The following is a 24,849-nucleotide window of genomic DNA, read 5'->3' on the forward strand; positions in this document are numbered from 1 at the left end:
GTAGATGAAGAAAGTAGATGTGAAAGAGTCAGCTGTAGGGAGAGAAACACGTATTCGTAAGCAGTGGAACGAGCAAAGCATTTTCGAGCAATCAATTCAGAATCGAGAAGGCGCACAATCTTTTGTGTTTTATGAAGGACCACCAACGGCGAACGGTTTACCACACGTCGGGCATGCACTTGGACGGACAATTAAAGATGTAGTAGCGAGATATAAAACGATGGCTGGTTATAAAGTGCTACGAAAAGCGGGATGGGATACACACGGTTTACCTGTAGAATTAGGTGTTGAGAAGCAACTCGGTATTTCTGGTAAACATGAAATCGAAGAGTATGGAATTGAGCCATTTATTCAGAAGTGTAAAGAGAGCGTATTCACATATGAGAAGCAGTGGCGTGAATTCACTGAAAGCATCGGTTATTGGGTAGATATGGATGATCCATACGTTACGCTAGAGAATCCATATATCGAAAGTGTATGGCATATTTTAGGGGCGATTCATGAAAAAGGCTTATTGTACAAAGGGCATAGAGTTTCACCATACTGCCCAAGTTGTCAAACTTCACTAAGTTCACATGAGGTTGCACAAGGGTATAAAACAGTAAAAGACTTAAGTGCAACAGTTAAGTTTAAAGTGAAAGATAGTGAAAATGAATATTTCCTAGGTTGGACAACAACACCTTGGACACTTCCAGCAAATGTTGCGCTCGCTGTACATCCAAATATGGAATACGTGAAAGCGAAACAAGAAGGTCATGTATACATTGTTGCGAAAGAACGTGTACAAGATGTATTAAAAGAAAACTATGAAGTATTATCTGTTCATAAAGGTGAAGAATTAGTAAACACATCTTATATGCCGCCATTTCTAATGAAGGAAGTTACAAATGGCTACCGAGTTATCGCAGCCGATTTTGTCACGGCAGATAGTGGTACAGGACTCGTTCATATCGCTCCAGCATATGGGGAGGACGATTATAGAGTCGTGCAAAGTGAAGGATTGTCATTCTTGCATGTTGTAGATGAAAAAGGTGAGTATACAGAAGCAGTACCATTTTTGAAAGGGAAATTTGTAAAAGATTGTGACGTGGATATCGTTCGTTATTTAGCGAAGGAAGGTTTACTGTATCATAAAGAGAAGTATGAACATAGCTACCCACATTGCTGGCGCTGTGATTCACCACTTCTTTATTATGCAGGAGAGAGTTGGTTAATCCGAACAACTGCAATTAAGGATACATTTTTACAAAACAACGATTCTGTTACTTGGTATCCAGACCATATGAAACATGGACGATTTGGTAAGTTTTTAGAAAATATGGTGGACTGGAATATTAGCCGAAATAGATATTGGGGAACACCATTAAACGTTTGGGAATGTGAAAGTTGCGATCATCAATTCGCGCCGAAAAGCATTGCTGATTTAAGAGAGCATAGTACGAAAGAAACACCTGAAGATTTGGAATTGCATAAGCCATATGTAGATGAAGTGCAAGTTTGCTGCGAAAAATGCGGAAGTATAATGAATCGTACACCAGAAGTAATTGATGTTTGGTTCGATAGTGGTTCCATGCCATTTGCGCAATATCATTATCCATTTGAAAATAAAGAGTTATTTGAAGAACAGTTTCCAGCAGATGTTATTGCAGAAGGCATTGATCAAACACGTGGATGGTTTTATAGTTTATTAGCAGTATCAGCACTATATACAGGAAAAGTGCCTTATAAACGAGTGTTATCACTAGGTCATGTATTAGATGAAGAAGGACAGAAAATGTCTAAAAGTAAAGGGAATGCACTAGAACCAGTTGATTTAGTAAATCAGTTTGGTGCAGATGCATTAAGATGGGCGCTACTCGTTGACAGTGCTCCGTGGAATGCGAAACGTTTCTCGGAAAGAACAGTACTGGAAGCAAAGTCTAAATTTGTAGATACATTAGTCAATGTGTATAGCTTCTACGTTTTATATGCAAATTTAGATGAGTATAATCCGAAAGAAACGTATGACGCAAAGCGGACGAAATTGGATGAATGGGTATTATCAAGATTGCATAGCACAACGAAAAAAGTGAGAACAGCACTTGATGATTATCAATTTACGAATGCAGCTCGTGAAATCGCGGCGCTTGTAGATGAAGTAAGTAACTGGTATGTAAGACGATCACGTAATCGTTTCTGGGAATCTGGTATGAATGCTGAAAAAGCAGCTGCGTATGAGACACTTCATGAAGTGCTTGTGACAATTAGTAAATTAATTGCACCATTTACACCTTTTGTCGCTGAAGATATTCATTTAAATTTAACTGGAAGTAGCGTTCATTTAGAGGATTATCCAGTTGTAAATGAATCACTACTTCAGCCGAAACTAGAAGCGGAAATGGATGCTGTTTTACAAGTTGTTGAACTAGGAAGAAGTAACCGTAATCAACATTCTTTAAAAGTAAAACAGCCGTTAGCGGAACTTGTATTACTAGCGCATAATGAAAATGATATGGATTGGGAATCTTATCGTGATATCGTCATGGATGAGCTAAATGTCAAAGCGTTCCATGTTGAACTCGATGAAACGAAATACATGTCCTATCAATTAAAGTTGAATTTTAAAGCAGCTGGGCCGAAGTTTGGTAAAAATGTGAATGCAGTAAATACATGGCTAAAACAATTATCAAAAGAAGAAGTACAACAATTTGTATCTACAGAAAGAGCAGTTTACGAAGCAGCATCAGGAGAAGAAGTAGTTGTAACAGCTGAAGATGTACTAGTAGAGAAAGTTGCGAAATCAGGGTTCTCTAATACGACTAACGGACAATATACAGTTATGTTAGATACGAATGTAACGGAAGAATTGTTACAAGAAGGAGTAGCTCGTGAATTCATTCGAGCGGTTCAAGAATATCGTAAGCAGTTAAATTTACCGGTTAATTTACGAGTCGATGTTATTCTTGATACAGAGGAAGAACTACAACGAACATTAACGAACCATAAAGATTTATTGGAAGAAAATTTACTCGTTAAGCAATTTACATTTGATCACTTAACGAATGAAGACGATGAACTATCTTTAGGTGAAGCGAAAGTTCGAATTAAATTAAGCGCGGCTCATTAAAGAAAAAAGGAAGTTGGAATGATTCCAACTTCCTTTTTTGTATGAGTAGATTTTTTTCATAATCCGTTCGATAGGTTCTCTAGCAAATGTCTTTCTTCATAGCACACTAAATAAAATACTGTAGAAATATATTTCTACAGTATTTTTCTCATTTTATACATAAATATTGAGAAAATTTCACTCAACCTAAATGGAAAGGTAATAGAATTGTTTATAGAGAATTACTCGTAGATTCAATTTTTATCCCCCCATTTTGTGGGGAATGATTGCCTAGTGGTAATGGGATAAGGTTGAGCTACTTTATTAGGGGGAGTGGTTCTATGTTTAATAAAAAAATGGTGGCAATGGCAATGACTGTGCCGTTAGTAATGGGGACGATTTCTACGGTTTCGGCATTGGAAAAACAGCAGCAAGTAAAGCTAGAAGCTTATTCACCGCAGAAAAAAGCAACTGAATATTTAAAAGAAAATGCTGCGCAGTATGGATTAAAAACAGACCTTTCAGACTTGCAATATATTTCTACAACAGAAACGTCAGTAGCTTCATATGTTAGGTTCCAGCAAGTTGTTAATGGTGCACCTGTATTTTCAAAACAAATTACAGTTACACTTAACGGAGAGGGAAAGGGCGTACTTGCTGTTTCTGATTATCAATCCGTCAAAGGTGTGAAGGAAGTAACGACAAAAATTAGTGAAAAAGATGCAATACAAAAATCAATGGCGTATGTTGGAGAAGCAAGTGAGCAAAACTTATGGGCTCCTACAGAGAAAGAATTCGGATATATTGTTGAAGAGGGAATTGCTCGTCCAGTATATAAAGTGGTAGTCCATTCTAATAATCCATTTGGTGCATGGGAAACATTTATTGATGCGGAAAATGGGAAGTTAATTAAAAAGGTTGATATAAACCGAAAAGCTGAAGGGACAGGAAAAGTATTTTTACCTAACCCAGTCGTATCTAGCGGTAGTAAAGTAGGCTTAAAAGATAATAACGATGCGGATTCAACAGCGTTAACGAATCAATTGAAGACTGTTACGTTAAAAGGTTTAGATGGGACAGGATTTTTAATTGGAGAGTATGTAACGATTTCTTCAAAAGCAAAAACAAAATCTACAAATTTACAATTTAACTATACACGTGCAAATGATAGCTTTGAAGATGTTATGTCGTATTATCATATCGATACATTACAGCGTTACATTCAAGGGTTAGGATTTAAAAATATTAATAATCGCTCTATTAAAGTGAATGTGAATGGAACGACGGCGGATAACTCATTTTATTCTCCGACAACGAAAGCTTTAACTTTTGGTACTGGCGGAGTAGATGATGCAGAAGATGCTGGTATTATCGCACATGAATACGGGCATTCGATTCAAGATAACCAAGTGCCTGGCTTTGGTAGTTCTGCAGAAGGCGGAGCGATGGGAGAAGGATTTGGTGACTTCTTAGGTGCTACGTATGAAGATGCAGTATCGACAACAGGCTACGGAAAAGCATGTGTTGGAGAATGGGATGCGACAGCTTATTCTAGTTCAGATCCAACGTGCTTGCGCCGATTAGATACGAATAAAGTGTATCCGAAAGATGTTACAAATGAGGTACATGATGATGGGGAAATTTGGGCACAAGGTCAATATGAGATGGCACAAGCTTTTGGACGTGATGTAGCAACGAAAATTATTTTACAATCGCACTGGTCATTAACACCAAACTCTAAATTCAGTGATGGAGCAAAAGCGATTAAGCAAGCGGATGCTCTTTTATATGGCGGACAACATGCTGCTGATATCGATCGTATTTGGGCGGCCAGAGGAATTAATACGAATTAATATAAAAAGTCGTGGCGTTTATAAGCCACGACTTTTTAATTTGCTTAAGCACTGGTACTAGTAAAGTAAGCTATAGGAATGCTAATGTAAATTCATCCGCATTCTAGTTGTTTTTTTCGTCTTTAAAAACAAAATGCTCTTTAAATTTTCTAGAATCAACTTTTTGACCATTTCTCATGGAGCGGAAAGGGTGTTCTTGCCAAGTAATGATTACATCAACTTCATCTGCTTTTGTCGCAACTGGAAAATTAGTATGTTCAAATCCAGTTTTTCCACTTGCTAGGCGACTTTCCTTTCGTGAGAAAAGTTCATATTTCGTTTTCGTTTTTGGCTCGTTGCGGAATACTTCGACTTGTACGTTATATACTTCACTGTTTCCAACATTTTTTACTGAAAATTGATATGTTTGAAATTCATCTTTTTTAGCTTGAAGTATATTTTTACCTATGTTCTTCGGTTCATCAATATTCACTTGCCATTGATCAGAGTTTTGGGAGATTGGTAAAGATTTTGGTGAATAGGCGTATGTTTCATTCACTGCAATTAGGCATAACAAAAGAAGAAAGAAACTAATCGCTTTTTTCATATAAACACCTCGCTATAAAATTTTTATCCCGCTATTTGCCGGGCAGTAAGACCCTCCACCTCAAAAATCAGGGAAAGCAAAGTAGTTAGGTGGGGGATCAACTGCCCGTAAAAGCCCGATTGGTGAGGGCTGATAATCAGTGGGGAGGAACAAAATCCCCACTGATTAAAGTTTCACTTTATCAATATGCGTAAATAAAACGGAAATTATGTAATAAAATGGAAAAAGGTGATGGTTTGATTCAAATGAATTTGAAAAAACTTGAAGAGGTAGTAGATGGAGAAGGGTTACAAGAATCGTTTCATTATATAGAGATACATGGTGTCTGCATTGATTCCAAAAGCATTAAAGAAGGAAATGTATTTGTTCCAATCATTAGGGTGAAAGATGGACATGATTATGTGAAAGAGGCAATGGATAATGGAGCTGTCGCTTCCTTATGGAAAAAGTCTTACGGTACTCCGCCAAAAGGGATGCCAATTATATTTGTAGATGATACTTTGTTTGCTTTGCAACAATTGGCACAATTTTATCGGAAAGAGCTAAATGTAAAAGTAATTGGAATTACAGGTAGTAATGGCAAGACAACGGTAAAAGATATAATAAGCACGATTTTAAGTACAACTCATCGTGTGCATAAAACAAAGGGAAACTTTAATAGTCAAATCGGTTTGCCATTAACTATTTTAGAAATGAAACGAGATACAGAGTTTTTAATTCTTGAAATGGGGATGAGTGAAAAAGGACAAATTCGAAACTTATCAATAATAGCACAGCCAGATGTAGTGATCATTACAATGATTGGCCATTCTCACTTAGAGACGCTTGGATCAAAAGAAGAAATTGCGAAGGCTAAATTAGAAATTATTGATGGATTAAAAGATGAAGGATTATGTTTGTATAATGGTGATGAACCGTTGCTTTTGAAAAATAAGAATCTATCGAGTATAAATTGTAAGGCATTTGGTGAAAAGTATACAAATGATTTGTTTCCAACAAACGTGCAATTAGATGAATATGGTGTTCATTTTAAATTAAATGATTCAAAAATACAGTACGATGTTCCCTTGCATGGAAAACATAGTATTTTAAATGCGATTGTCGGAATCGCCGTAGGTCAATATTATAATGTCCCTACAGAAAAAATACAGGAAGCACTACGGCAAGTAAATATTACTCATATGCGCTTTCAATTTTTAACTGCTAAAACAGGTTTTACAATTATTAACGATGCATGGAATGCCAGTCCCTCTTCAATGAAGGCCGCAATTGAAACGTTACAGACATTAAATACCTATAATAAAAAAATGATAGTAATTGGGGATATGTTGGAGTTAGGGAAGAATGCTGAAACATATCATAGAGAAATTGGTAAAATGTTAAATGAAGAGAGCATTCAATATGTATTCACTTTTGGAGAGTTAGCTGAAATTGTAGCGGAAGAAGCAAGAAAGAAATATGATACTGGAAAAGTACAGTCATTTAATAATAAGACCAAGATAGCAGAGGAAGTATTAAAAGTTATTACGAATAAGGATATCATATTATTGAAAGGCTCACGTGGAATGGCTTTAGAGGAGATTTTACAAAATTGGATATGAAAGATCAAAATATATTTAAAAAGGCTTGCGTTTTATAAAACAAAGAGATAGAATACTCTGTAAATATAAAAAGTGAGGATCAGGAAAAGTACATGATGTAAAGGTCTACAGAGAGCAATCGGTTGCTGAGAAGATTGCGATACCGCATGATGGAAAGACACCTGTGAGTGTTGCTTTGAACGTGATAATTAGTAAAAGCAAACGGTACCTACCGTTATCAGGGCTAAGATGGTCATTATGACAATTTGGGTGGTACCGCGGAACAATCCGTCCCTATTTATAGGGGCGGATTTTTGTATTCTTTGAAAGGAGGTGAGTGACCGTGGATGATGACGATGACAACAACAATAACGTAAATAAATATAAAATTACTGGAGGGAAATGTAATGGAGTCAATAATAAAGCGTTCACTCACAAAAGAATGTACGGAGCAAGGCGGCAAGGTTGTATTACTTCAAGGATGGGTAAAAAAGATTCGTCATCTAGGTAATGTTAGTTTTTTATTAATAAGGGATCGATCAGGAGTTATGCAATGTGTATTAGAAAATGAGTTAGCTGGATATAAGGTAGATGTGGAAAGTGTCGTTCAAGTCGTTGGTGAAATTGTTGAGACTTCGAAAACAGAGTTAGGGGTCGAAGTGCTTGCTCACGAAGTGAAAATATTAAATGGAGCAGAACCACTTCCGTTTGAAATAAATAAAAAGAAGTTACAAGTTGGTTTAGATCAACTACTGAATGAGCGGGTATTATCATTAAGACATGAGAGAACCGCGGCGATATTTAAAGTGAAATCTACACTCGTTCAGAGCTTTAGTGAATTTCTTATAGAGAACGATTTCACACGTATATTTACTCCGAAAATTGTTTCGCAAGGGGCAGAAGGAGGAGCGAATGTTTTTAAGCTTCCATACTTTCAAAAAGAAGCTTATTTAGCACAATCACCACAGTTTTATAAACAGATGATGGTAGCTGGAGGGTTAGAACGTGTTTTTGAAGTTGCACCTGTTTACAGAGCGGAACATCATAATTCTTCCCGTCATTTGAATGAATATATATCGTTAGACGTAGAATTTGGATTTATTCATGATTTTTATGAAGTGATGCAATTAGAAACGGATGTTTTACGATATATGTTTCAACAAGTAGCAAAAAACTGTGAAAAAGAACTACAACTATTACAAATAGAAGTACCTGTTATTACAGAAATACCGAAAATTACATTGTTACAAGCGCAAGAAATTTTGAAAAATAAATACCGGAAAGAGTCGCCAATTGGGGATTTAGATACAGAAGGTGAAAAGCTACTAGGCAAATATGTGAAGGAAACATATAAGAGTGAGTTAGTTTTCATTACACATTATCCGAAAGAAGCTAGGCCAATGTATACGATGCCGAATAAAGAGAATTCATCTATTACTGATTCATTTGACTTATTATATAAGGGATTAGAAATAACATCAGGGGCACAGCGAATTCATGATTATGAAATGTTACTTGCTTCTTTTAAAGAAAAAGGATTACATCCAGATACATTTCAATCTTATTTAAATACATTCAGATACGGTTGTCCCCCGCATGGTGGTTTTGGAATTGGATTAGAGAGAGTTGTATACAAACTATTAGAATTAACAAATGTACGAGAGGCGAGTGCTTTTCCAAGGGACTGTACAAGACTTATCCCTTAATAATAGGGGAAGAAAATTCCGCATTTTCTCATCAAATTTTAATATATCCCTTGACAGTTATAAATATAACCGATATACTTCATATTAATTTCAAAAGAAAATATATTCTAAATATTAAAATGTGTTGAATAGGAGTAGTAAGGTCGTATATTTGTACAGAGAGCTATGGGTTGGTGTGACATAGTCAAATAACATCCTGAACTCGCCTAGGAGCAGTAAGGTGGAACGGAATCACATTCTTAGTAAATCTTAACGGTTAACCTTCGATATTAGGTTTGTAATCAAACGATTACTACTAAGGTGGATTCATAATGGAATCAATAAGGGTGGTACCGCGTTAAGTAAATGGCTTAGCGTCTCTTTATATAGAGACGTTGAGCCATTTTTTTATTTTATGGAAATAGAAATGGAGGGTTTATTCGGATTGGTTTATAAAATTTAATTATTTATATAAAGTAATTTAATTAGGAGGAAAATAAGATGAAACAGACGGAGCAATGGACTTCGAAATTAGGTTTTATAATGGCTGCAGCAGGATCAGCAATTGGACTTGGCGCAATATGGAAGTTTCCTTATATCGCTGGGAAGAGTGGGGGAGGAGCATTCTTTTTAATCTTTATATTATTTACTGTATTAATTGGACTACCACTACTTATAGCTGAATTTATGATTGGACGCAGTACGCAGAAACAAGCAGTTGGAGCATTTAAAAGTATCGCACCTAATACAGGATGGCACTGGATTGGACGCCTTGGCGTTGGAACATGTTTTATACTACTTTCGTTTTATAGTGTTGTAGGTGGATGGGTGTTAATTTATTTATTCAGAGGAGTAACGGGACAACTTATTACTCCGGGACAAAATTATGGAGCATTATTTACTGAAACAATTGGAAATCCCGCTTGGGCGATTATGGGACATTTCACTTTTATGTTCATTACGATTTGGGTTGTATCAAAGGGTGTACAAAATGGAATTGAAAAAGCAAGTAAATATATGTTGCCAGCATTGTTCGTTTTATTTGTTGCTCTTATTATTCGTTCATTAACACTTGATAATGCAATACAAGGTGTGAAGTTTTTCTTACAACCAGACTTCTCAAAGATTACTTCAGAAAGTATTTTATTCGCGATGGGACAATCATTTTTTGCGATTAGTATCGGGATTTCGATTATGGTTACCTATAGCTCGTATTTAAATAAAAAAGAAAGTTTACCAAAATCAGCAGTTACAATTGTTGGATTGAATTTATTTGTTTCATTATTTGCAGGTCTTGCTATCTTTCCGGCCGTATTTTCATTAGGAATGGAGCCGACAGAAGGGCCTGGATTACTATTTATCGTATTACCATCTGTATTTAGTCAAATTCCATTCGGTGGGTTGTTCTTAACAGTATTTCTTGCACTATTTACATTTGCAACATTAACATCGGCATTTTCTCTACTAGAGACAGTTGTTTCAGCATTAGCAAATGGTGAACAAGAAAAGAGAACGAAATTATCATGGATAATCGGTTTCGGCATTTTCTTAGTAGGTATACCATCCGCGTTATCATTTGGAATATGGAGTGATATTACGATTTTCGGAAAGAATATTTTTGATGCAGTAGACTTCTTATCTAGTAATATATTAATGCCACTTGGAGCACTATTTATTAGTATTTTCGTTTCATTCAAAATGGAAAAGAAGGTGCTAGAAGCAGAGTTTTTTGTAGGTGGAAATTATGGAAAGAAAGTATTTACTTGTTGGGCGTTTTTACTTCGATTTGTAGCGCCACTTGCAATAATCATCGTCTTTTTAAATGTAATAGGGATTATTTAATCTAGGATGTTATAATATTCAGTAAAAAAGAAGGTGATGATTATAAAGGCGAATTTGATGGGAACAGGGAAATACATGAACATTAGAGGGAAAAAGCTATACGTTGAAACGTATGGAAATCTTAAAAATAAACCAGTCCTATACTTGCATGGTGGACCAGGAGAAAGTTGCTATGATTTTTCATTTCATCAAGCGGAACGTTTAAAAGATTCTTTATATGTAATAATGATAGATCAAAGAGGTGTTTGTCGCTCAGAAGAAATTACTGAGGACGAAGCTTTTGGATTACATGATTTGATTGAAGACTGTGAGGAACTAAAAAAAGTATTACAAATTGAGAAATGGTCTGTCATTGGACATTCTTTCGGTGGATATGTAGCATTGTTATATGCGTCGATATATCCAAGTTCAATAGAGAAAATCATATTTGAAGCGCCAACTTTCGATTTTGCATTAACAAGTAAAGCTTTGTTACAAAAGACAGGGCATTTATTAAAAAAGTATGGAAAAGAAGAAGTAGCAGAAGAGTCCCTTACTTATTCATCTAGCAATGCTACTTCAGAAGAGTTGCTAGAAGCCTATATAAGATTAAGCGATGAATTAAAAGAAAAAAGAATGGAGATTTACAATTATAAGGAAGATGAGACAGATGAGAGTTTATATAGTGATGATGAGTGGGAAGTATTTTCAAAACGCTCTAAGATTCATTTTGATAGATTAAAATTAGAAGGAACAGTTCATACTTCATTATTACGAAAAATAAAAGATGTACAAAATCCAATGTTATTAATTGTAGGAAAACATGATGTAGTAACGTGTGAAAAACAAATTGAAACGTTTAATAAAGATGCTCAAAATGGGGATTGTATTGTATTCGAAGAGAGTGGTCATACACCGCATTATGAAGAAGCAGATAGATTTGCAGAAACAGTCATGCATTTTTTGAAATGAAGAAAAGGGTGCTTCTATAAATGAGAAGCACCCTTTCTAAATTTCTGGATATGTGATTGTTATGTTTGGCCATTTACTTTGCCAATTCTTTTTAATAACTCTGTTTTTGTACATATGTATACGTTCTTTTGTTTCAAGAAAATGAGCTGTTGGTCTCACTTGTAAGGAAAGAACATCTTCAATACCACATGGGGCTGTTAATATGACGTTGTTTAGTTCGTCAAGCGTAACTCCTAAAGCGGTCGCTGTTTCAGGAAACCTAGAAATAGCATCAACGGAAGAAGAGTACGGTGGCATATTATTCACTACATGCATACGAGCTTGATTTTTTACTGACCAAGGTATAGAAGCATCCATATTTACCAGTGCTTTCTCTAGTGATTGCTCATATACATCATCTGTATGTAATTGATCGAAATAAATGACATCAATATCTGGTGTGGCCGTTCGTATTTCGTAGTCATGTAAAGTATCCCAAATTTTAGAGCGAACAAACCCGGCACAAATCCACCAATCAGGTAGCTCTAGTGATTTTGCCATTTGTAATACGTTCATCATCCATTCGTCGTTTTCAATTAAGCGAATTATATCTTGCTCTGTTTGTATAGTCATTTGCTATCCCACCTACTTTTTAATTGAGGACTAATTCATCAATTTAATAATCCAAGTGATCCAGTAAGCACCTGGTATGAATAATAGTTGTGCTAATAGCGTACCAAAAAGTCTAGAAATCATTAGCCAACCATACATTTTACTCATTGCTTCTGCACCTTCTTCTGATTGAAGGGCTCGCTCTGTTAAAAGAGCGATACGTGGATCGAGCAGTACTGTTAATAAAATAGTAGCAAAACCATTAATAAGTCCAGAAGCTGTAGTAGCTTTTGTCGCGTAAGCTGGAAGTAAAAAAGAAGCATATAGGGCTGAAAGAACACCAGCTGTATAAATAGCAGTAGCAAACATATTAATAAGCATAATACGTTTTGGAATACCGCCGATACGCAGTCTATGAATCATTTCTAATTTTGGAAAGCGTACATATTTTTTTGTGTATTTTAATTTTTGAATGTTATTTGTTTTCATCATTCGAATGAAAGAACCGTCTGTTTCAAAGTTTTGAATGACATATCCAAATAGTTTGGTCAAAGTTGGATACAGTATAATCGCAAGTAAAGTACCAATAGAAGCCGATAATAATACAAGACGTATTATATGCTCTAAATCAATAGAAGCATCTCGTTTAGCTTCGTCAACAATTCCACTGAGTAAAAAGGCTTGTAGTAAGTTTGACGTTCTTGAAATGAGTAATACAATTCCTACAACGGATAATGCAACAGCGATTTTCTTTAAACGTACACCAGCTAATCGAATACTATAAGAGCTTGTTTCAACCGCGTGAATAACAATTGTGAAAACCATTATAACAATTAACGTTATTGACATTAGATTCACCAGTTTCTATTAAAATAATTGTAACTTTTTTACTTTATCATATGTATCGTTTTTTTGTAACTGAAAGTATGTGACATAGAAGAAAAAATTTTTAGAAAAGATAAATAATGGTAGTATAGTAAAAGGTAGGCACGAAAAAGCCTTCTATATAATATGTAAAGTAAATAGGAGCGGGGGATTAAATTTGTATACAACATTTCTATTTGATTTAGATGGAACATTGACGGATCCGAAAGAAGGAATTGTAAATTCAGTATTGTATGCATTAAAGAAGCTTGGAATTGAAGAACTACATGTAAGCGAGTTAGATTCATTTATTGGTCCATCCATCCAGCAATCATTCGTAGAGAGATACAATATGAATGAAGGAGAAGTTGAACGAGCTGTTTTTTATTTCAGAGAGTATGTAAAGCAGCGTGGATTGTTAGAAAATAATGTTTACGAGGGTATTCCAAATCTTTTAAAACAATTAAAAGATACCGGAAATCGTTTATTTATAGCAACTTCAAAACCTACTGTATTTGCAAAACAAGTACTAGATCATTTTCAACTAACGAATTATTTCGAAAGTATCATTGGAAGTAATTTAGATGGTACGAGAATAAAAAAAGAAGAAATTATTTCTCATCTTTTACAAACAAATGAAGAATTTAGTAAAGAAGACATTGTTATGATTGGAGATAGAAAGCACGATATAATCGGTGCGAATCATAATGGAATTGCTTCAATTGGCGTTTTATACGGTTATGGTAGTAAAACAGAATTGACTGAAGTTGGTGCGACTCATATAGTAAATGATGTAAAAGAACTTCATCATTTTTGTGTAGAAAATAGTTTGGTAAAGAAGTAAATATAGAGACTAACAATCCCTTTATAACGTATGACGATGAAATCGTTTATCCCGCGTTAACGGACAGTAAAACTCCCACCTCAAAATTCAGTTGGAGCAAAGAAGTTAGGTGGGGATCAACTGTCCGTAAACGTCCGATTGGTTCAACTAATAATCAGTGGGGGATGAACAAAACCCCCACTGATTAAAGTTTCACTTTATGTTTAAAGGGATTTTTCATATGTAATCGAATACTTATAATTAGACATTTTTAGCATGAAAAATTTGTATGAATAAGAGGAGGGATGTCAGAATCGAAAGATTAGTAGAAGTGTATCTATAAAAGTTTGAATTTTCTGTTTAATGGAGGGGGTATAATTGGAGCTAGTTATTATATTATTAGCACTTAGTTTACTAATGTTTGTAGCATATAGAGGGTTTTCTGTTATTTTATTTGCGCCGATATTTGCATTATTTGCGGTATTTTTGACAGAGCCTAGTTTTGTATTACCTTTCTTTTCGAATATCTTTATGGAGAAAATGGTAGGTTTTATTAAACTATATTTCCCTGTATTTTTACTTGGGGCAATATTTGGGAAAGTAGTAGAAATGTCAGGAATTGCAGATTCGATTGCAAAGACAATTATAGAGTTAGTTGGTGAAAAACGTACGATATTAGCGATTGTATTAATGGGTGCTATCTTAACGTATAGCGGTGTTAGTGTGTATGTAGTAGTGTTTGCTGTTTATCCGTTCGCAGCTAAGCTGTTTCGACAAGCGAATATTCCGAAGCGTTTAATCCCTGGAACGATTGTACTTGGAGCAGTTACGTTTACAATGGATGCGCTACCTGGATCACCACAAATTCAAAACGTAATACCTACAACATTTTTTAAAACGGACATTTATGCTGCGCCGATACTTGGTATTGTAGGGGCAATTTTTGTACTGACGTTAGGCTTACTATATTTAGAGAGTAGACGTAAGAAGGCGAAGGCAGTAGGAGAAGGGTATTTTGGTTTTAACGATGGAGATACTGAAATGGCAGCTTCTTTGCAAGTAGAACAAAAAGATATGCCATTACTGAAAAGCATTGAAATTACAAGAGTACAACAAGTGATTGCTTTTATACCACTTATTTTAGTAGGTGTAATGAATAAAGTTTTTACTATTATGATACCGAAGTGGTATCCGAATGGTTTTGATTTTTCTGCAATTGGTATGAAAGCATTTGGAAAAGTAGAATTAAGTGCAGTAGTTGGAATTTGGTCAGTAGAATTGGCACTTATAATAGGTATTGTAACAACGTTATTACTGTATTGGAAACGAGTAGTAACAGGATTTCAAGCTGGATTGAATACAAGTATTGGTGGAGCGCTACTTGCAACGATGAATACAGGAGCTGAGTTTGGATTCGGTGGTGTCATCGCAGCACTTCCAGGCTTCGCGATTATGAGAGATGGCATTTCTGCCACATTCACAAATCCTCTTGTGAACGGAGCAGTAACGACGAATATTTTAGCTGGAATTACAGGTTCTGCATCAGGAGGAATGGGAATTGTTTTAAGTGCGATGGGAGATAAGTTTATTGCAGCGGCCAATCAATTTGATATTCCATTAGAAGTAATGCATCGTATCGTGTCAATGGCATCAGGGGGAATGGATACATTACCACATAACGGGGCTATTATTACTATTCTTACAGTCACGGGTTTAACACATAAACAGTCATATAAAGATATTTTTGCCATTACAGTTTTGAAAACGGTTGCTGTGTTTTTAGTTATTGCATTCTACACTGTAACAGGAATTTATTAAGTCGATATTTTATAAACTAAAACATTAATTAGGGGAAGAAGGGGTGGAGTACTTGCAAGAAGTTGCTGAGTTTCGTATGCCGAAGTCTGTATTATATGGAAGAAATTCGCTTGAAAAGCTGGGGGAACAATCTAAGAATTTTGGGAAAAGAGCGTTTATAGTTACGGATACAATTATGGAGAATTTAGGATATGTTGAGAGGTGTATACAACAATTAAATACGAAAGGTATTACTGTTATTACATATAATAAAGTAAATGCTGAGCCTACAAATATACACGTGTTAGAAGCGTTAACTATTTGTAAAGAAGGAAAGTGTGATTTTATTATTGGTATTGGCGGTGGAAGTTGTATTGATGCAGCGAAAGCAGTTGCGGTGTTATATACAAATGGTGGAGAAGTGGAAGATTATGTCCAAAAGGATATAGAAATAGACAATGATCCGCTACCACTAATTGCAATCCCAACAACTTCTGGTACTGGATCGGAAGTAACAAGTGTAGCAGTAATTACGAATAAACGAACAGATGTAAAAATGATGATGAAACATCCGAGTTTTATCCCGCAAGTAGCGATTATTGACCCGGTTTTAACGTGTTCGGTACCACCTCATATTACAGCAGCAACAGGGATAGATGCATTATGTCATGCAGTCGAAGCATATATTTCTAAAGTTTCACAATCACTTACCGATGTACTTGCACTTTCCGCAATTGAAAGTATTATGAAATATTTACGTATTGCATATGAAGATGGAGAGAATATGGAGGCAAGAGAAGCGATGATGATTGCGTCCTTACAAGCTGGAATCGCATTTTCAAATGCATCTGTTACGCTAGTTCATGGAATGTCCAGGCCAGTAGGGGCGTTATTTCATGTACCACATGGTATATCGAATGCAATACTATTACCTACAGTTTTAGATTATACAAAAGTTAGTGCAGTAAAAAAACTAGCTGAAATCGGACGTTGTTTAAATAAAGATTTGTATTCCTATTGTGATGAAGAAGTAGCCGACTACACGCTGAGGGAAATAAAAAAACTTTGTTTTGATCTTCGTATTCCAAATTTAAAAGAATACGGAATTGGTGAAGTTGAATTTGAAAAAGCTATTTCTAAAATGGCATCAGATGCAATTACAAGTGGAAGTCCAGCAAATAATCCACGTGTGCCATCGTATGATGAAATTAAACAGTTGTATCGAGAGAGTTTTCATTATCAATATGAAGATTCTATAAAAACATTAGATAATTAATTTCAGAATATTATTATAAAATTTCCTTGGAAATAGTTAAAATAAGACTTTATATTACAAACGTAAAGTCTTATTTTATTATGTATAATATACATAATAAAATGTTATGATTAGTTTTAAAAACCAGTATAAGGTGGGTTGTGTGTAATGAAAACAATAGGTTTAATTGGTGGCATGAGTTGGGAATCAACTTCTGAATATTATCGGATTATAAATGAAGAAATAAAAGTGAGATTAGGAGGGTTACATTCAGCAAAATGTATGATTAATAGTGTGGACTTTGAAGAGATTGAACGCTTTCAGTCTAACGGGGATTGGGATGGAGCAGGAGAAATATTAGGAAATGCAGCATATTCGTTACAGAGTGGAGGAGCAGATTTTATAATTATTTGCACCAATACAATGCATAAAGTAGTTGAGAAAATAAAGGAGAATATTCATATTCCAGTCTTACATATCGCTGATGCAACTGCAAAAGAAATTAAAAGGAAAGATATTCAAAAGGTTGGTTTACTTGGAACTAAATATACAATGGAGCAAGACTTTTATAAATTACGCATAGAAGAAAATCATATAAAAGTAATGGTTCCATCAGAAAAAGCTAGAGATAAGGTAAACGAAGTAATATATACAGAATTATGTTTAGGAATGATAACATCCCAATCTAGAGAGTATTATAAAAGAGTTATAGAAGAGCTAGTACAAGAAGGGGCACAAGGAATCATATTAGGTTGTACAGAAATAGGATTATTAATAAAACAGGAAGACGTATCAATTCCGATATTCGACACAACTTATATACATGCAGTTGAAGCAGTTAATTTCGCTTTACAAAATAGATTATAATTATATTATGTAACCTAGTGCGTGTTTGTGGAAAAAATTCAGAAAATATTTTATAATGTAAGTGGTTACATTGTAGGGGGATGCGTATGTTTTCAGTTCAGCCAATCGCATTTGTACATAATGAAAGAAAGGAAATAAAAGATGATGAGTGGGGAGAAGTAAGATCTTATATTACTTTAACTGAAATATATACAGAGGAAAGTATACAAGGGATTGAAGATTTTTCTCACATTGAAGTTGTTTTTTACTTTCATAAAGTAGCTGATGAACAAATTCAATATTTTGCTAGACATCCTAGAAATAATCAAGATTATCCTAAAGTAGGCATTTTTGCACAGCGCGGGAAAAATCGCCCGAATCGCATAGGAGCAACAATTGTAAAGGTGATCAAAAGAGAAGGTAAATCAATTATTGTTGAGGGGTTAGATGCTATTGATGGCACACCTATATTGGATATAAAGCCGATAATGAAAGAGTTTATGCCGAAAGAAGAAATTGTACAGCCTAAATGGGCAACGGATATAATGAGACAGTATTGGAAGGGGAATGGAGTAAAATGAGAATATATGAGGCAACAATTGCAGATTTAGATGGACTAGCATCAGTTTTTAATAACTATCGTATGTTTTATAGACAAGATTCCGATATAGAAGGAGCAAAAGTATTTTTGCGAAATCGAATCGAGAGAAAAGAATCCGTTATTTTCGTAGCAGTTGAAGACGGTGAATATATTGGGTTCACGCAATTATATCCATCATTTTCTTCCATTTCGATGAAAGAATTATGGATTTTAAATGATTTATTTATACAAGCCACTAAGCGCGGAGCAGGAACAGGTAAAAAATTATTAGAAGCTGCTAAAGAATTTGCCTTAGAAAATGGTGCAAAAGGTGTAAAATTACAAACAGAGATCGATAATTTATCAGCACAGCGATTATATGCTGAAAATGGATATTTGAGAGATAATCGTTATTTCCATTATGAATTAACGTTTTAAAAAAATCATATAAAAAGAGACGTTTTCATTGTGAAAACGTCTCTTTTTATATGATTATAGTTGATTTAAAACCCAATTTGTAGCATCTTCAAAGTTTTCTGCAATGTAGTTTGGCTCAATATGTGCCCATTTGTCTCGGTACGTATGTAAAGCATCATGTCCAGCGCCTGTTCGAACTAATATCGTCGTCGCATCTACAGTTGCTCCTGCAACGATATCAGTCCAGCGATCACCAATTACAGCGCATTTTGTTAAATCAAGCCCATGTTTTTCTGCTGCTTGCAGCAGCATACCTGTACTTGGTTTTCGGCATTCACAACCATCACCGTGTTTATGAGGACATACGTAAATATCATCAAAGCCGAACCCTTTTAATTCTTGTGCAAAATCCGCTACAGTTGCTATCCCATCCGCGATACCTGGTTGATTTGTGAAAGAGAAAATTTTTATATTACGAGATTTTAGTTTTTGCAGAGCTGCTTTTGTAAAAGGAAATAATGTAAAAGAACCTGGATAATGTATTGTAGTGTCACCACCAATTGTACCGTCACGATCAATAAAAATAGCTTCGATGTTTGTCATAGTTTTAGTCCTTTCCATGTATAAGTAGTTTAAAAATGTTTTACAAATCGATATCCATTTACTTCATATCCTAATTTTTTGTAAAAAGGATGTGCTTCTACTCTTTTTGTTCCACTGACTAGCCATGTACCGATACAATTATGTGTCTTTGCTAATTGCTCTGCATAATCCATTAATACTTGTCCAATGCCTTTTCGTCGTATTGTAGAATCAACGCTAATAATTGAAATTTCTCCATAACGAGTTATATCTTCTAAATTTTCACGTATACGAAACCCAAGTAATCCATATATAGTGTCTTCTTCTTCATAAACATATAAAAAATCAAAAGGACTCATTTTTACGAATCGTAATCGGTTGTTCATATCTTCATAGGAAATAGAGGAACCTTTTAATTCTGTTGTTAAAGAACAAAGTGCATCTATATCGTCTATCGTAGCTTCGCGAATTTGAAAAGACATATAATCAACTCCAATAAAATGTAATCAAACATTTATTATTCTGTTAAAAAAAATTTTTTCCTGCTATAAAAATAAATATTTTATAATGATATATAGATAGTTGTATGTTATTCTTTTCCTTGTTTGTATTGGAAATGGAAAGAAGGGGAATGTATGTTAGCAGTAAATATTCGCTCTGCAGGATATGATTTAGCGGAAAAGACAATTCATGATATTGCCTTTTCGATTGAAAAAGGTGAATTAGTTGCACTTATTGGTGCGAATGGTGCTGGGAAAAGTACGACGATTAAAACGATGCTCGGTTTACTTGTAAATATGAATGGTGAAATATCATTCGGTGAAAAAAAGAACCCTTATGCATATGTGCCGGAGCATCCGACATATTATGATTATTTAACGCTATGGGAACATATTGAACTATTAATGGCTGCTCGTGAGAATGAGGTAGGAAGCTGGAAAAGGAAAGCGGACGAGTTATTACATATGTTTCGAATGGATAAACATAAACATGAGTATTTATCAAAGTTTTCAAAAGGAATGAAACAAAAATCGATGCTCATTTTGGCGTTTTTAACTGAACCAGATTTTTATATCATTGATGAACCTTTTATCGGTTTAGATCCAGTAGCTACGAAAGAGTTTTTAAGTTATTTATATAAAGAGAAAGAACGTGGCGCAGGAATTTTACTTTGTACGCACGTATTAGATACAGCTGAAAGAATTTGTGAGAGATTTTTACTCATTTCACAAGGTACATTAGTCGCAGATGGACATTTAGAATCTATCCAAACGTTAGCGGAAATGCCAGGAAGTTCATTATTAGACTGTTTTGATGTAATCGTAAGGCGTGAACAGCATGATTAAACAACAATTTTATAAAAGATTGCGTCATGAACTCCATCGTAAATGGAAGTCCATACGTTCTATAACTGATTGGACGGTTGCGCTATATATTATTATTCCAGCACTTATATTTATAGGGATTTATTATCGTGCACTATGGATAGAAGAACTATCGACGGGAGAGACAGTTTATTTCGGATTAGGTTTACTCGCATTTTATGTGATGACATATGCAAGGGGAGTACGTTCATTTTTTGAACAAGCGGATAGTTTATTTTTAATTTCTTATCCCGCTCACATGCAAAAGTTAATCCAGTATGGCATGACATATACGTTAATTCGAATAGCGATAACGAATGTAGTGGTAGTAGTTGCTATGTTACCAGTGTTGATGAAAAGTATTGGAGTGACGAAGGTACAAATCGTATTATTTTGGCTATTCTTTACTGCATTTCGATTTATGTTGTCGTTGTTAACGAGATTTATTCATATACGTGTGGGGAAACGATGGTTACTATGGATTGTAAAAAATGTGATGTTTTCTATAAGTCTATCCTTTTTTGGATTGAGTCTGTTTCTTATTTATAAAAATTCCTTTTATTCTATACTATGTATCGGTCTAGCAGTTTTATTAATCATCGTATTGATAAAAGAAAAACTAAATTATAAAAATTGCTTTTTTAAAGAAGTTGAGAAAGAGAAAGAAGAAAGTATGCGCTGGACAAGTGGGATTATGTAAGTTGGTGGTCATGCGGCTAAACCGAGTAGTTCGAATAAAAAGCCGTGGATGTTTCCACGTTCTAAAAAGTTTTTAGGGAAGAAAAAGGATTCTCGTATTGTTGAATCCTTTTTAAAAGAATTTTTCCGTACAAGTAGTGCACGAATATTTTATATTCAAATTGGATGTTTAAGTACTGTAAGTATTATCATGAGTCCGAGGTGGATTGCAGCTATTATTCTTGCATTTACTTTAGTTGCAATTTCTCGTTTTGCGCGCGATTATTGGAATGAATTTACGAAAAAAATGTTTCTTCATTTATATTGTGATGAAGGAAAATTACTATTGTTAAGATGGAAGGCAGATCGCTATTTATTACTTCCAGTACTCCTTTTGTATGGAATAGTTATCCTTTCTCATTTTTATTTATTACCAGCTGTAATTGCCGGGGTTATTTTTATAATATGGATTGGTTGGATTGTATTTTTACCATAGAAAAAGAGCCGAAAAACGGCTCTTTTTTTAATCTGTTACACATTGATAAAGAAAATATACTAAAACGAGTATGCTTGCGGCGGAATACATGACATCTAAAGTCATCTGATTGCCTCCTCATTGTTGTTGTATTTATATTGTATGAAATCTTACAATTTCATATTCAAGTGAAAAATATGTGAACGTTAACAAAATTGTAAAGTGCAAAAATTACAATCATTTTGTATAATAGAAGGAACAACCGTTATATAAAACATAATGAGTGAAAGGGGAGGGAACATACATGCCAAATTGGTTTAGAAAAACCTTAGTCGCATTAATTACCGTATTTACATTTGGTTTAGTGACGCCTCCTTCCATATTGCTTGATAATGCCAAAGCTGCGGACAAGCCTACGAGCACAGCTGGGCAACAAAATTTGGAGAGTACGTCCTATACATATGAAGAAACGAATGACAGGTTAACCACTGATACTTTTATTACGTACGCAATGCAAGAGGCAGAGAAGCAGTCGATGCAAAAGTTTGGCACTAAAATTGGTCCAGTAATTGAAGATGAGTTTAAAGATGTAATATTACCGAAAATTGAAGAGGCAATTGCTGAGCTTGCAAGTGATGTGCCAGAGGAGTCATTGCAATCATTAGCGATTTCTCAAAGACCAGCTGGCGGAAATAATGAAAAGATTTTTCATGTGTATGACACGAAATCAGGAAATGACTTATTGCGATTTCATGTAAGAAGAGATCATCCACCGCAAGATGGTTATTATTTTAATTTCCACTATCACCGTTTTGATGATGGGTACTCAGGACACCATGAATTAGGGAATATTTATTGGAATACGAATATACCGCCAAAGTGGCTTTCTTAAAAAGAACAAGAGAAAATCTTGTTCTTTTTTATGCTTATAGAAGGGTAAGGCAACTATATTGTTGAATAAAATAGGTTTAGGAAAAAAGAAGTAAGGGAGTATGGGAATGCAAAAATATATTGTTTTTGACTTTGATGGCACATTAGTAGATTCACAAAATATATTTGTACCAATTTATAATCAAATTGCTGAAAAGCACGGATATAAAACGGTAAGGGAAGAAGAAATTGAGTATTTGCGTAAATTAACGATGCCAGAGAGATGTAAACAACTTGATGTACCATTGTATAAACTACCGATATTAGCGCTGGAGTTTTATAAATTGTATCAACCCGCTATAAAAGATCTTATTTTGTTTCATGGGATGAAGGATGTATTAGATGAACTGCATAAAAAAGGATACGGAATTGCCGTTATATCTTCTAACTCAGAAGAGCATATTCGGGCATTTTTACACAATAATGATATAGAAAATATACAAGAGGTATATTGTTCTAAAAATTTGTTCGGTAAAGATAAAATGATAAAAAGATTTTTAAAATCGAAAAAAATAACAGAGAAAGATATGTTATACGTCGGTGACGAACAGCGAGATGTAGCAGCATGTAAAAAGGCTGGGGTGAACGTAATTTGGGTATCTTGGGGGTATGATGTTATTGAAACAGTGAAAAAAGATGCACCAGATTATATGGTCAATACACCGATGGAAATTGTACAAGTAGTACAAGGGGCGTATTCTTAATATGAATATACTTGGAGCAGGTATTCATCATATTGAATTTTGGGTAGCAAATTTGGAGGAATCCATTTCTTTTTACGATCCGAATGGGTTTATTGTAGAAGTAGCGTATACATCAAATGTAGAAATGCAAGGGGAATAAAAATGAAAACAATTACAGCGTGGCAAAACAATATACAAATAGTAAACGATGCAGTTAATATTGAAGAAATCTCCAAAGGTTTCTCACCGGATAAGAAATATATAATTACGAGTGCGAATAACGAAAAATATTTATTACGGACAGGCGATATAAAAGAGTATGAAAGAAAGAAAATAGAGTTTCAAATTTTAAATGAAATGCAAAACCGTAGTGTGCAAGCACAAAAACCAATTGAAATGGGTTTGTTGGCAGAAGAAGGTTTATGCTATGGCATTTTTTCATATTTAGAAGGGGAAGATGCGAAGAAGCTATTGCCTACATATACACCAAAAGAACAATATGATATTGGTATAGAAGCAGGAAAAGATTTAGCAAAAATGCATACATATGAAGCTCCTAAGGATATCCTTCCATGGTATGAAAGAGCAATGGAAAAACATCGAAAATATGTAGAGGCATATAAAACATGTGGAATAAAAATAAAAAATGATGATAAAATCATAAAGTTTATAGATGAAAATGAAATATATTTAAAGAACCGCCCAAATCGGTTTCAACACGATGATTTTCATTTAGAAAATATAATTGTACGTGATGTGAAATCAGTCAAAGTAATTAAGAGTGTGTCTTTATTATGCTGTTTAAATGAATAAATAGGCGTGTATTCATTTTGTTTATACTTTTGTAAAGTAATGGTTTCGATTACGCCATCTTCATTTATAAGTGTACAAGTTGATGATTGTAATAAAACATAATCCCATTTTTCGCGTTCATATGTATTCTCATTTAAATATTTCTTATATTTTATTAATAGCTCAGGAATTTTCATATTATCTAATGCTAAGATTGACTGTCCTTTTTTCACTCTTACTTCATGTGAAGTGGATGTAATATATAGGCGGTCTTCGTATCTTTTCACCTGGAAGCCAATACTGTTAAGAGGTTGATTGTTAGAGTGCACTTTAAAAAACATATGATTATCTTTAAAATCTAGTAAGTAATCACGTACAATTTCAGTAAATTGTACTGGTGTTAGTTCTCCTTGTTTCTCTAGTTTCTCGACTGTCTGTAAATATGTAGTAGGATCGTCCCATCCTTTCTTATCTATACAACCTGAATAATCGTGATGAGTAATCGAAACAATTTCTTTGAAAATTTCTGTGTACACAGCTTTTCCTCCTGATAATTTAATTAGTTGAATAATAGAATTCTGTATCCTTTA

Annotated in this window: 20 protein-coding genes, 4 pseudogenes and 2 other annotated features; of the genes and pseudogenes, 18 read left to right on the forward strand and 6 right to left on the reverse strand. The window is 34.5% G+C overall.

Features of this window, described 5'->3' with window-relative positions; genetic code table 11:
• The first annotated feature begins 4 nt into the window (after nt 1-4).
• Nucleotides 5-3,106 (forward strand): isoleucine--tRNA ligase, encoded by a 3,102-nt coding sequence (gene ileS / locus DT250_RS16100; protein WP_149213336.1) that lies wholly within the window; start codon nt 5-7, stop codon nt 3,104-3,106.
• 320 nt (nt 3,107-3,426) lie between these two features.
• Nucleotides 3,427-4,938 (forward strand): M36 family metallopeptidase, encoded by a 1,512-nt coding sequence (locus DT250_RS16105; protein WP_060488608.1) that lies wholly within the window; start codon nt 3,427-3,429, stop codon nt 4,936-4,938.
• A gap of 103 nt (nt 4,939-5,041) precedes the next feature.
• Here DT250_RS16105 and DT250_RS16110 read toward each other — a convergent pair whose 3' ends face one another.
• On the reverse strand, nt 5,042-5,524 hold the full coding sequence (locus DT250_RS16110; protein ID WP_060488609.1) for a hypothetical protein: 483 nt from the start codon (nt 5,522-5,524) through the stop codon (nt 5,042-5,044).
• Between the two features lie 218 nt (nt 5,525-5,742).
• Here DT250_RS16110 and DT250_RS16115 point away from each other — a divergent pair, with 218 nt between their 5' ends.
• The 4 genes from DT250_RS16115 (at nt 5,743) to DT250_RS16130 (ending at nt 11,582) form a co-directional block, all read left to right on the forward strand.
• Complete coding sequence (locus tag DT250_RS16115; protein ID WP_098815693.1) at nt 5,743-7,125, forward strand: UDP-N-acetylmuramoyl-tripeptide--D-alanyl-D-alanine ligase; 1,383 nt, start codon at nt 5,743-5,745, stop codon at nt 7,123-7,125.
• Between the two features lie 66 nt (nt 7,126-7,191).
• Nucleotides 7,192-7,403 (forward strand) — a binding site (T-box leader).
• A 108-nt stretch (nt 7,404-7,511) separates the two neighbouring features.
• The gene (gene aspS, locus DT250_RS16120; RefSeq protein WP_149213337.1) at nt 7,512-8,810 is read left to right on the forward strand and encodes an aspartate--tRNA(Asn) ligase; all 1,299 of its coding nucleotides are present in this window, start codon (nt 7,512-7,514) and stop codon (nt 8,808-8,810) included.
• Nucleotides 8,811-8,925: 115 nt separating this feature from the next.
• Nucleotides 8,926-9,174: a binding site (T-box leader), on the forward strand.
• A 116-nt stretch (nt 9,175-9,290) separates the two neighbouring features.
• On the forward strand, nt 9,291-10,631 hold the full coding sequence (locus tag DT250_RS16125; protein WP_088092678.1) for a sodium-dependent transporter: 1,341 nt from the start codon (nt 9,291-9,293) through the stop codon (nt 10,629-10,631).
• 36 nt (nt 10,632-10,667) lie between these two features.
• Nucleotides 10,668-11,582, forward strand: coding sequence for an alpha/beta fold hydrolase (locus DT250_RS16130; protein WP_149213338.1), 915 nt, complete (start codon nt 10,668-10,670; stop codon nt 11,580-11,582).
• Nucleotides 11,583-11,618: 36 nt separating this feature from the next.
• On the opposite strand, the gene DT250_RS16135 is transcribed toward DT250_RS16130, so the two are convergent.
• Both DT250_RS16135 and DT250_RS16140 read right to left on the reverse strand, forming a co-directional pair.
• Nucleotides 11,619-12,194, reverse strand: a complete 576-nt coding sequence (locus tag DT250_RS16135; protein WP_149213339.1) for a nucleotidyltransferase family protein — start codon at nt 12,192-12,194, stop codon at nt 11,619-11,621.
• A 30-nt stretch (nt 12,195-12,224) separates the two neighbouring features.
• The gene (locus tag DT250_RS16140) at nt 12,225-13,022 is read right to left on the reverse strand and encodes a lipid II flippase Amj family protein (RefSeq protein ID WP_060488614.1); all 798 of its coding nucleotides are present in this window, start codon (nt 13,020-13,022) and stop codon (nt 12,225-12,227) included.
• Between the two features lie 193 nt (nt 13,023-13,215).
• On the opposite strand from DT250_RS16140, the gene DT250_RS16145 reads away from it, so the two are divergent.
• From DT250_RS16145 to DT250_RS16170, 6 genes are all read left to right on the forward strand, one after another.
• The gene (locus DT250_RS16145) at nt 13,216-13,881 is read left to right on the forward strand and encodes an HAD family hydrolase (protein WP_149213340.1); all 666 of its coding nucleotides are present in this window, start codon (nt 13,216-13,218) and stop codon (nt 13,879-13,881) included.
• 357 nt (nt 13,882-14,238) lie between these two features.
• Complete coding sequence (locus tag DT250_RS16150; RefSeq protein ID WP_097857114.1) at nt 14,239-15,678, forward strand: GntP family permease; 1,440 nt, start codon at nt 14,239-14,241, stop codon at nt 15,676-15,678.
• Between the two features lie 52 nt (nt 15,679-15,730).
• Nucleotides 15,731-16,933 (forward strand): alcohol dehydrogenase EutG, encoded by a 1,203-nt coding sequence (eutG, locus tag DT250_RS16155; RefSeq protein ID WP_149213367.1) that lies wholly within the window; start codon nt 15,731-15,733, stop codon nt 16,931-16,933.
• A 147-nt stretch (nt 16,934-17,080) separates the two neighbouring features.
• The gene (locus DT250_RS16160) at nt 17,081-17,779 is read left to right on the forward strand and encodes an aspartate/glutamate racemase family protein (protein ID WP_097857115.1); all 699 of its coding nucleotides are present in this window, start codon (nt 17,081-17,083) and stop codon (nt 17,777-17,779) included.
• Nucleotides 17,780-17,865: 86 nt separating this feature from the next.
• Nucleotides 17,866-18,339: an SAM-dependent methyltransferase gene (locus tag DT250_RS16165; RefSeq protein WP_097857116.1), complete on the forward strand. Its 474-nt coding sequence runs from the start codon at nt 17,866-17,868 to the stop codon at nt 18,337-18,339.
• The gene (locus DT250_RS16170) at nt 18,336-18,776 is read left to right on the forward strand and encodes a GNAT family N-acetyltransferase (RefSeq protein ID WP_097857117.1); all 441 of its coding nucleotides are present in this window, start codon (nt 18,336-18,338) and stop codon (nt 18,774-18,776) included. The genes DT250_RS16165 and DT250_RS16170 overlap by 4 nt, the downstream gene beginning before the upstream one ends.
• Before the next feature lie 54 nt (nt 18,777-18,830).
• Here DT250_RS16170 and DT250_RS16175 read toward each other — a convergent pair whose 3' ends face one another.
• Both DT250_RS16175 and DT250_RS16180 read right to left on the reverse strand, forming a co-directional pair.
• Nucleotides 18,831-19,358 (reverse strand): HAD-IIIA family hydrolase, encoded by a 528-nt coding sequence (locus DT250_RS16175; protein WP_097857118.1) that lies wholly within the window; start codon nt 19,356-19,358, stop codon nt 18,831-18,833.
• A 29-nt stretch (nt 19,359-19,387) separates the two neighbouring features.
• Entirely contained in the window at nt 19,388-19,819 is a 432-nt protein-coding gene (locus tag DT250_RS16180; protein WP_088080767.1) for a GNAT family N-acetyltransferase, read from the reverse strand.
• A 153-nt stretch (nt 19,820-19,972) separates the two neighbouring features.
• Between DT250_RS16180 and DT250_RS16185 the strand changes: the two genes are divergently transcribed.
• From DT250_RS16185 to DT250_RS16210, 6 genes and pseudogenes are all read left to right on the forward strand, one after another.
• On the forward strand, nt 19,973-20,683 hold the full coding sequence (locus tag DT250_RS16185) for an ABC transporter ATP-binding protein (protein WP_149213341.1): 711 nt from the start codon (nt 19,973-19,975) through the stop codon (nt 20,681-20,683).
• Nucleotides 20,676-21,875: pseudogene (locus DT250_RS16190) on the forward strand (ABC transporter permease). The gene DT250_RS16185 and the pseudogene DT250_RS16190 overlap by 8 nt, the downstream one beginning before the upstream one ends.
• Nucleotides 21,876-22,158: 283 nt before the next feature.
• Entirely contained in the window at nt 22,159-22,746 is a 588-nt protein-coding gene (locus tag DT250_RS16195; protein WP_001134418.1) for a YpjP family protein, read from the forward strand.
• A 106-nt stretch (nt 22,747-22,852) separates the two neighbouring features.
• Nucleotides 22,853-23,488 (forward strand): HAD family hydrolase, encoded by a 636-nt coding sequence (locus tag DT250_RS16200; RefSeq protein WP_046955676.1) that lies wholly within the window; start codon nt 22,853-22,855, stop codon nt 23,486-23,488.
• A 1-nt stretch (nt 23,489) separates the two neighbouring features.
• Nucleotides 23,490-23,624 (forward strand): annotated as a pseudogene (locus DT250_RS32690) (VOC family protein); the annotation flags it as partial.
• Between the two features lie 5 nt (nt 23,625-23,629).
• Nucleotides 23,630-24,244, forward strand: a pseudogene (locus tag DT250_RS16210) (aminoglycoside phosphotransferase family protein); the annotation flags it as partial.
• Here DT250_RS16210 and DT250_RS16215 read toward each other — a convergent pair.
• Nucleotides 24,208-24,795 (reverse strand): annotated as a pseudogene (locus tag DT250_RS16215) (S41 family peptidase); the annotation flags it as partial. The pseudogenes DT250_RS16210 and DT250_RS16215 overlap by 37 nt on opposite strands.
• Between the last annotated feature and the right edge of the window lie 54 nt (nt 24,796-24,849).

Origin of the sequence: Bacillus sp. AR2-1, from assembly GCF_008368755.1 — a bacterium.
Classification (GTDB): domain Bacteria; phylum Bacillota; class Bacilli; order Bacillales; family Bacillaceae_G; genus Bacillus_A; species Bacillus_A wiedmannii.

Coding starts and splice junctions, on each gene's coding strand:
- ileS (WP_149213336.1), top strand. CDS start 5: ATGAAGAAAGTAGATGTGAAAGAGTCAGCTGTAGGGAGAGAAACACGT.
- DT250_RS16105 (WP_060488608.1), top strand. CDS start 3,427: ATGTTTAATAAAAAAATGGTGGCAATGGCAATGACTGTGCCGTTAGTA.
- DT250_RS16110 (WP_060488609.1), bottom strand. CDS start 5,524: ATGAAAAAAGCGATTAGTTTCTTTCTTCTTTTGTTATGCCTAATTGCA.
- DT250_RS16115 (WP_098815693.1), top strand. CDS start 5,743: ATGGAAAAAGGTGATGGTTTGATTCAAATGAATTTGAAAAAACTTGAA.
- aspS (WP_149213337.1), top strand. CDS start 7,512: ATGGAGTCAATAATAAAGCGTTCACTCACAAAAGAATGTACGGAGCAA.
- DT250_RS16125 (WP_088092678.1), top strand. CDS start 9,291: ATGAAACAGACGGAGCAATGGACTTCGAAATTAGGTTTTATAATGGCT.
- DT250_RS16130 (WP_149213338.1), top strand. CDS start 10,668: ATGATTATAAAGGCGAATTTGATGGGAACAGGGAAATACATGAACATT.
- DT250_RS16135 (WP_149213339.1), bottom strand. CDS start 12,194: ATGACTATACAAACAGAGCAAGATATAATTCGCTTAATTGAAAACGAC.
- DT250_RS16140 (WP_060488614.1), bottom strand. CDS start 13,022: ATGTCAATAACGTTAATTGTTATAATGGTTTTCACAATTGTTATTCAC.
- DT250_RS16160 (WP_097857115.1), top strand. CDS start 17,081: ATGAAAACAATAGGTTTAATTGGTGGCATGAGTTGGGAATCAACTTCT.
- DT250_RS16165 (WP_097857116.1), top strand. CDS start 17,866: ATGTTTTCAGTTCAGCCAATCGCATTTGTACATAATGAAAGAAAGGAA.
- DT250_RS16170 (WP_097857117.1), top strand. CDS start 18,336: ATGAGAATATATGAGGCAACAATTGCAGATTTAGATGGACTAGCATCA.
- DT250_RS16175 (WP_097857118.1), bottom strand. CDS start 19,358: ATGACAAACATCGAAGCTATTTTTATTGATCGTGACGGTACAATTGGT.
- DT250_RS16180 (WP_088080767.1), bottom strand. CDS start 19,819: ATGTCTTTTCAAATTCGCGAAGCTACGATAGACGATATAGATGCACTT.
- DT250_RS16185 (WP_149213341.1), top strand. CDS start 19,973: ATGTTAGCAGTAAATATTCGCTCTGCAGGATATGATTTAGCGGAAAAG.
- DT250_RS16195 (WP_001134418.1), top strand. CDS start 22,159: ATGCCAAATTGGTTTAGAAAAACCTTAGTCGCATTAATTACCGTATTT.
- DT250_RS16200 (WP_046955676.1), top strand. CDS start 22,853: ATGCAAAAATATATTGTTTTTGACTTTGATGGCACATTAGTAGATTCA.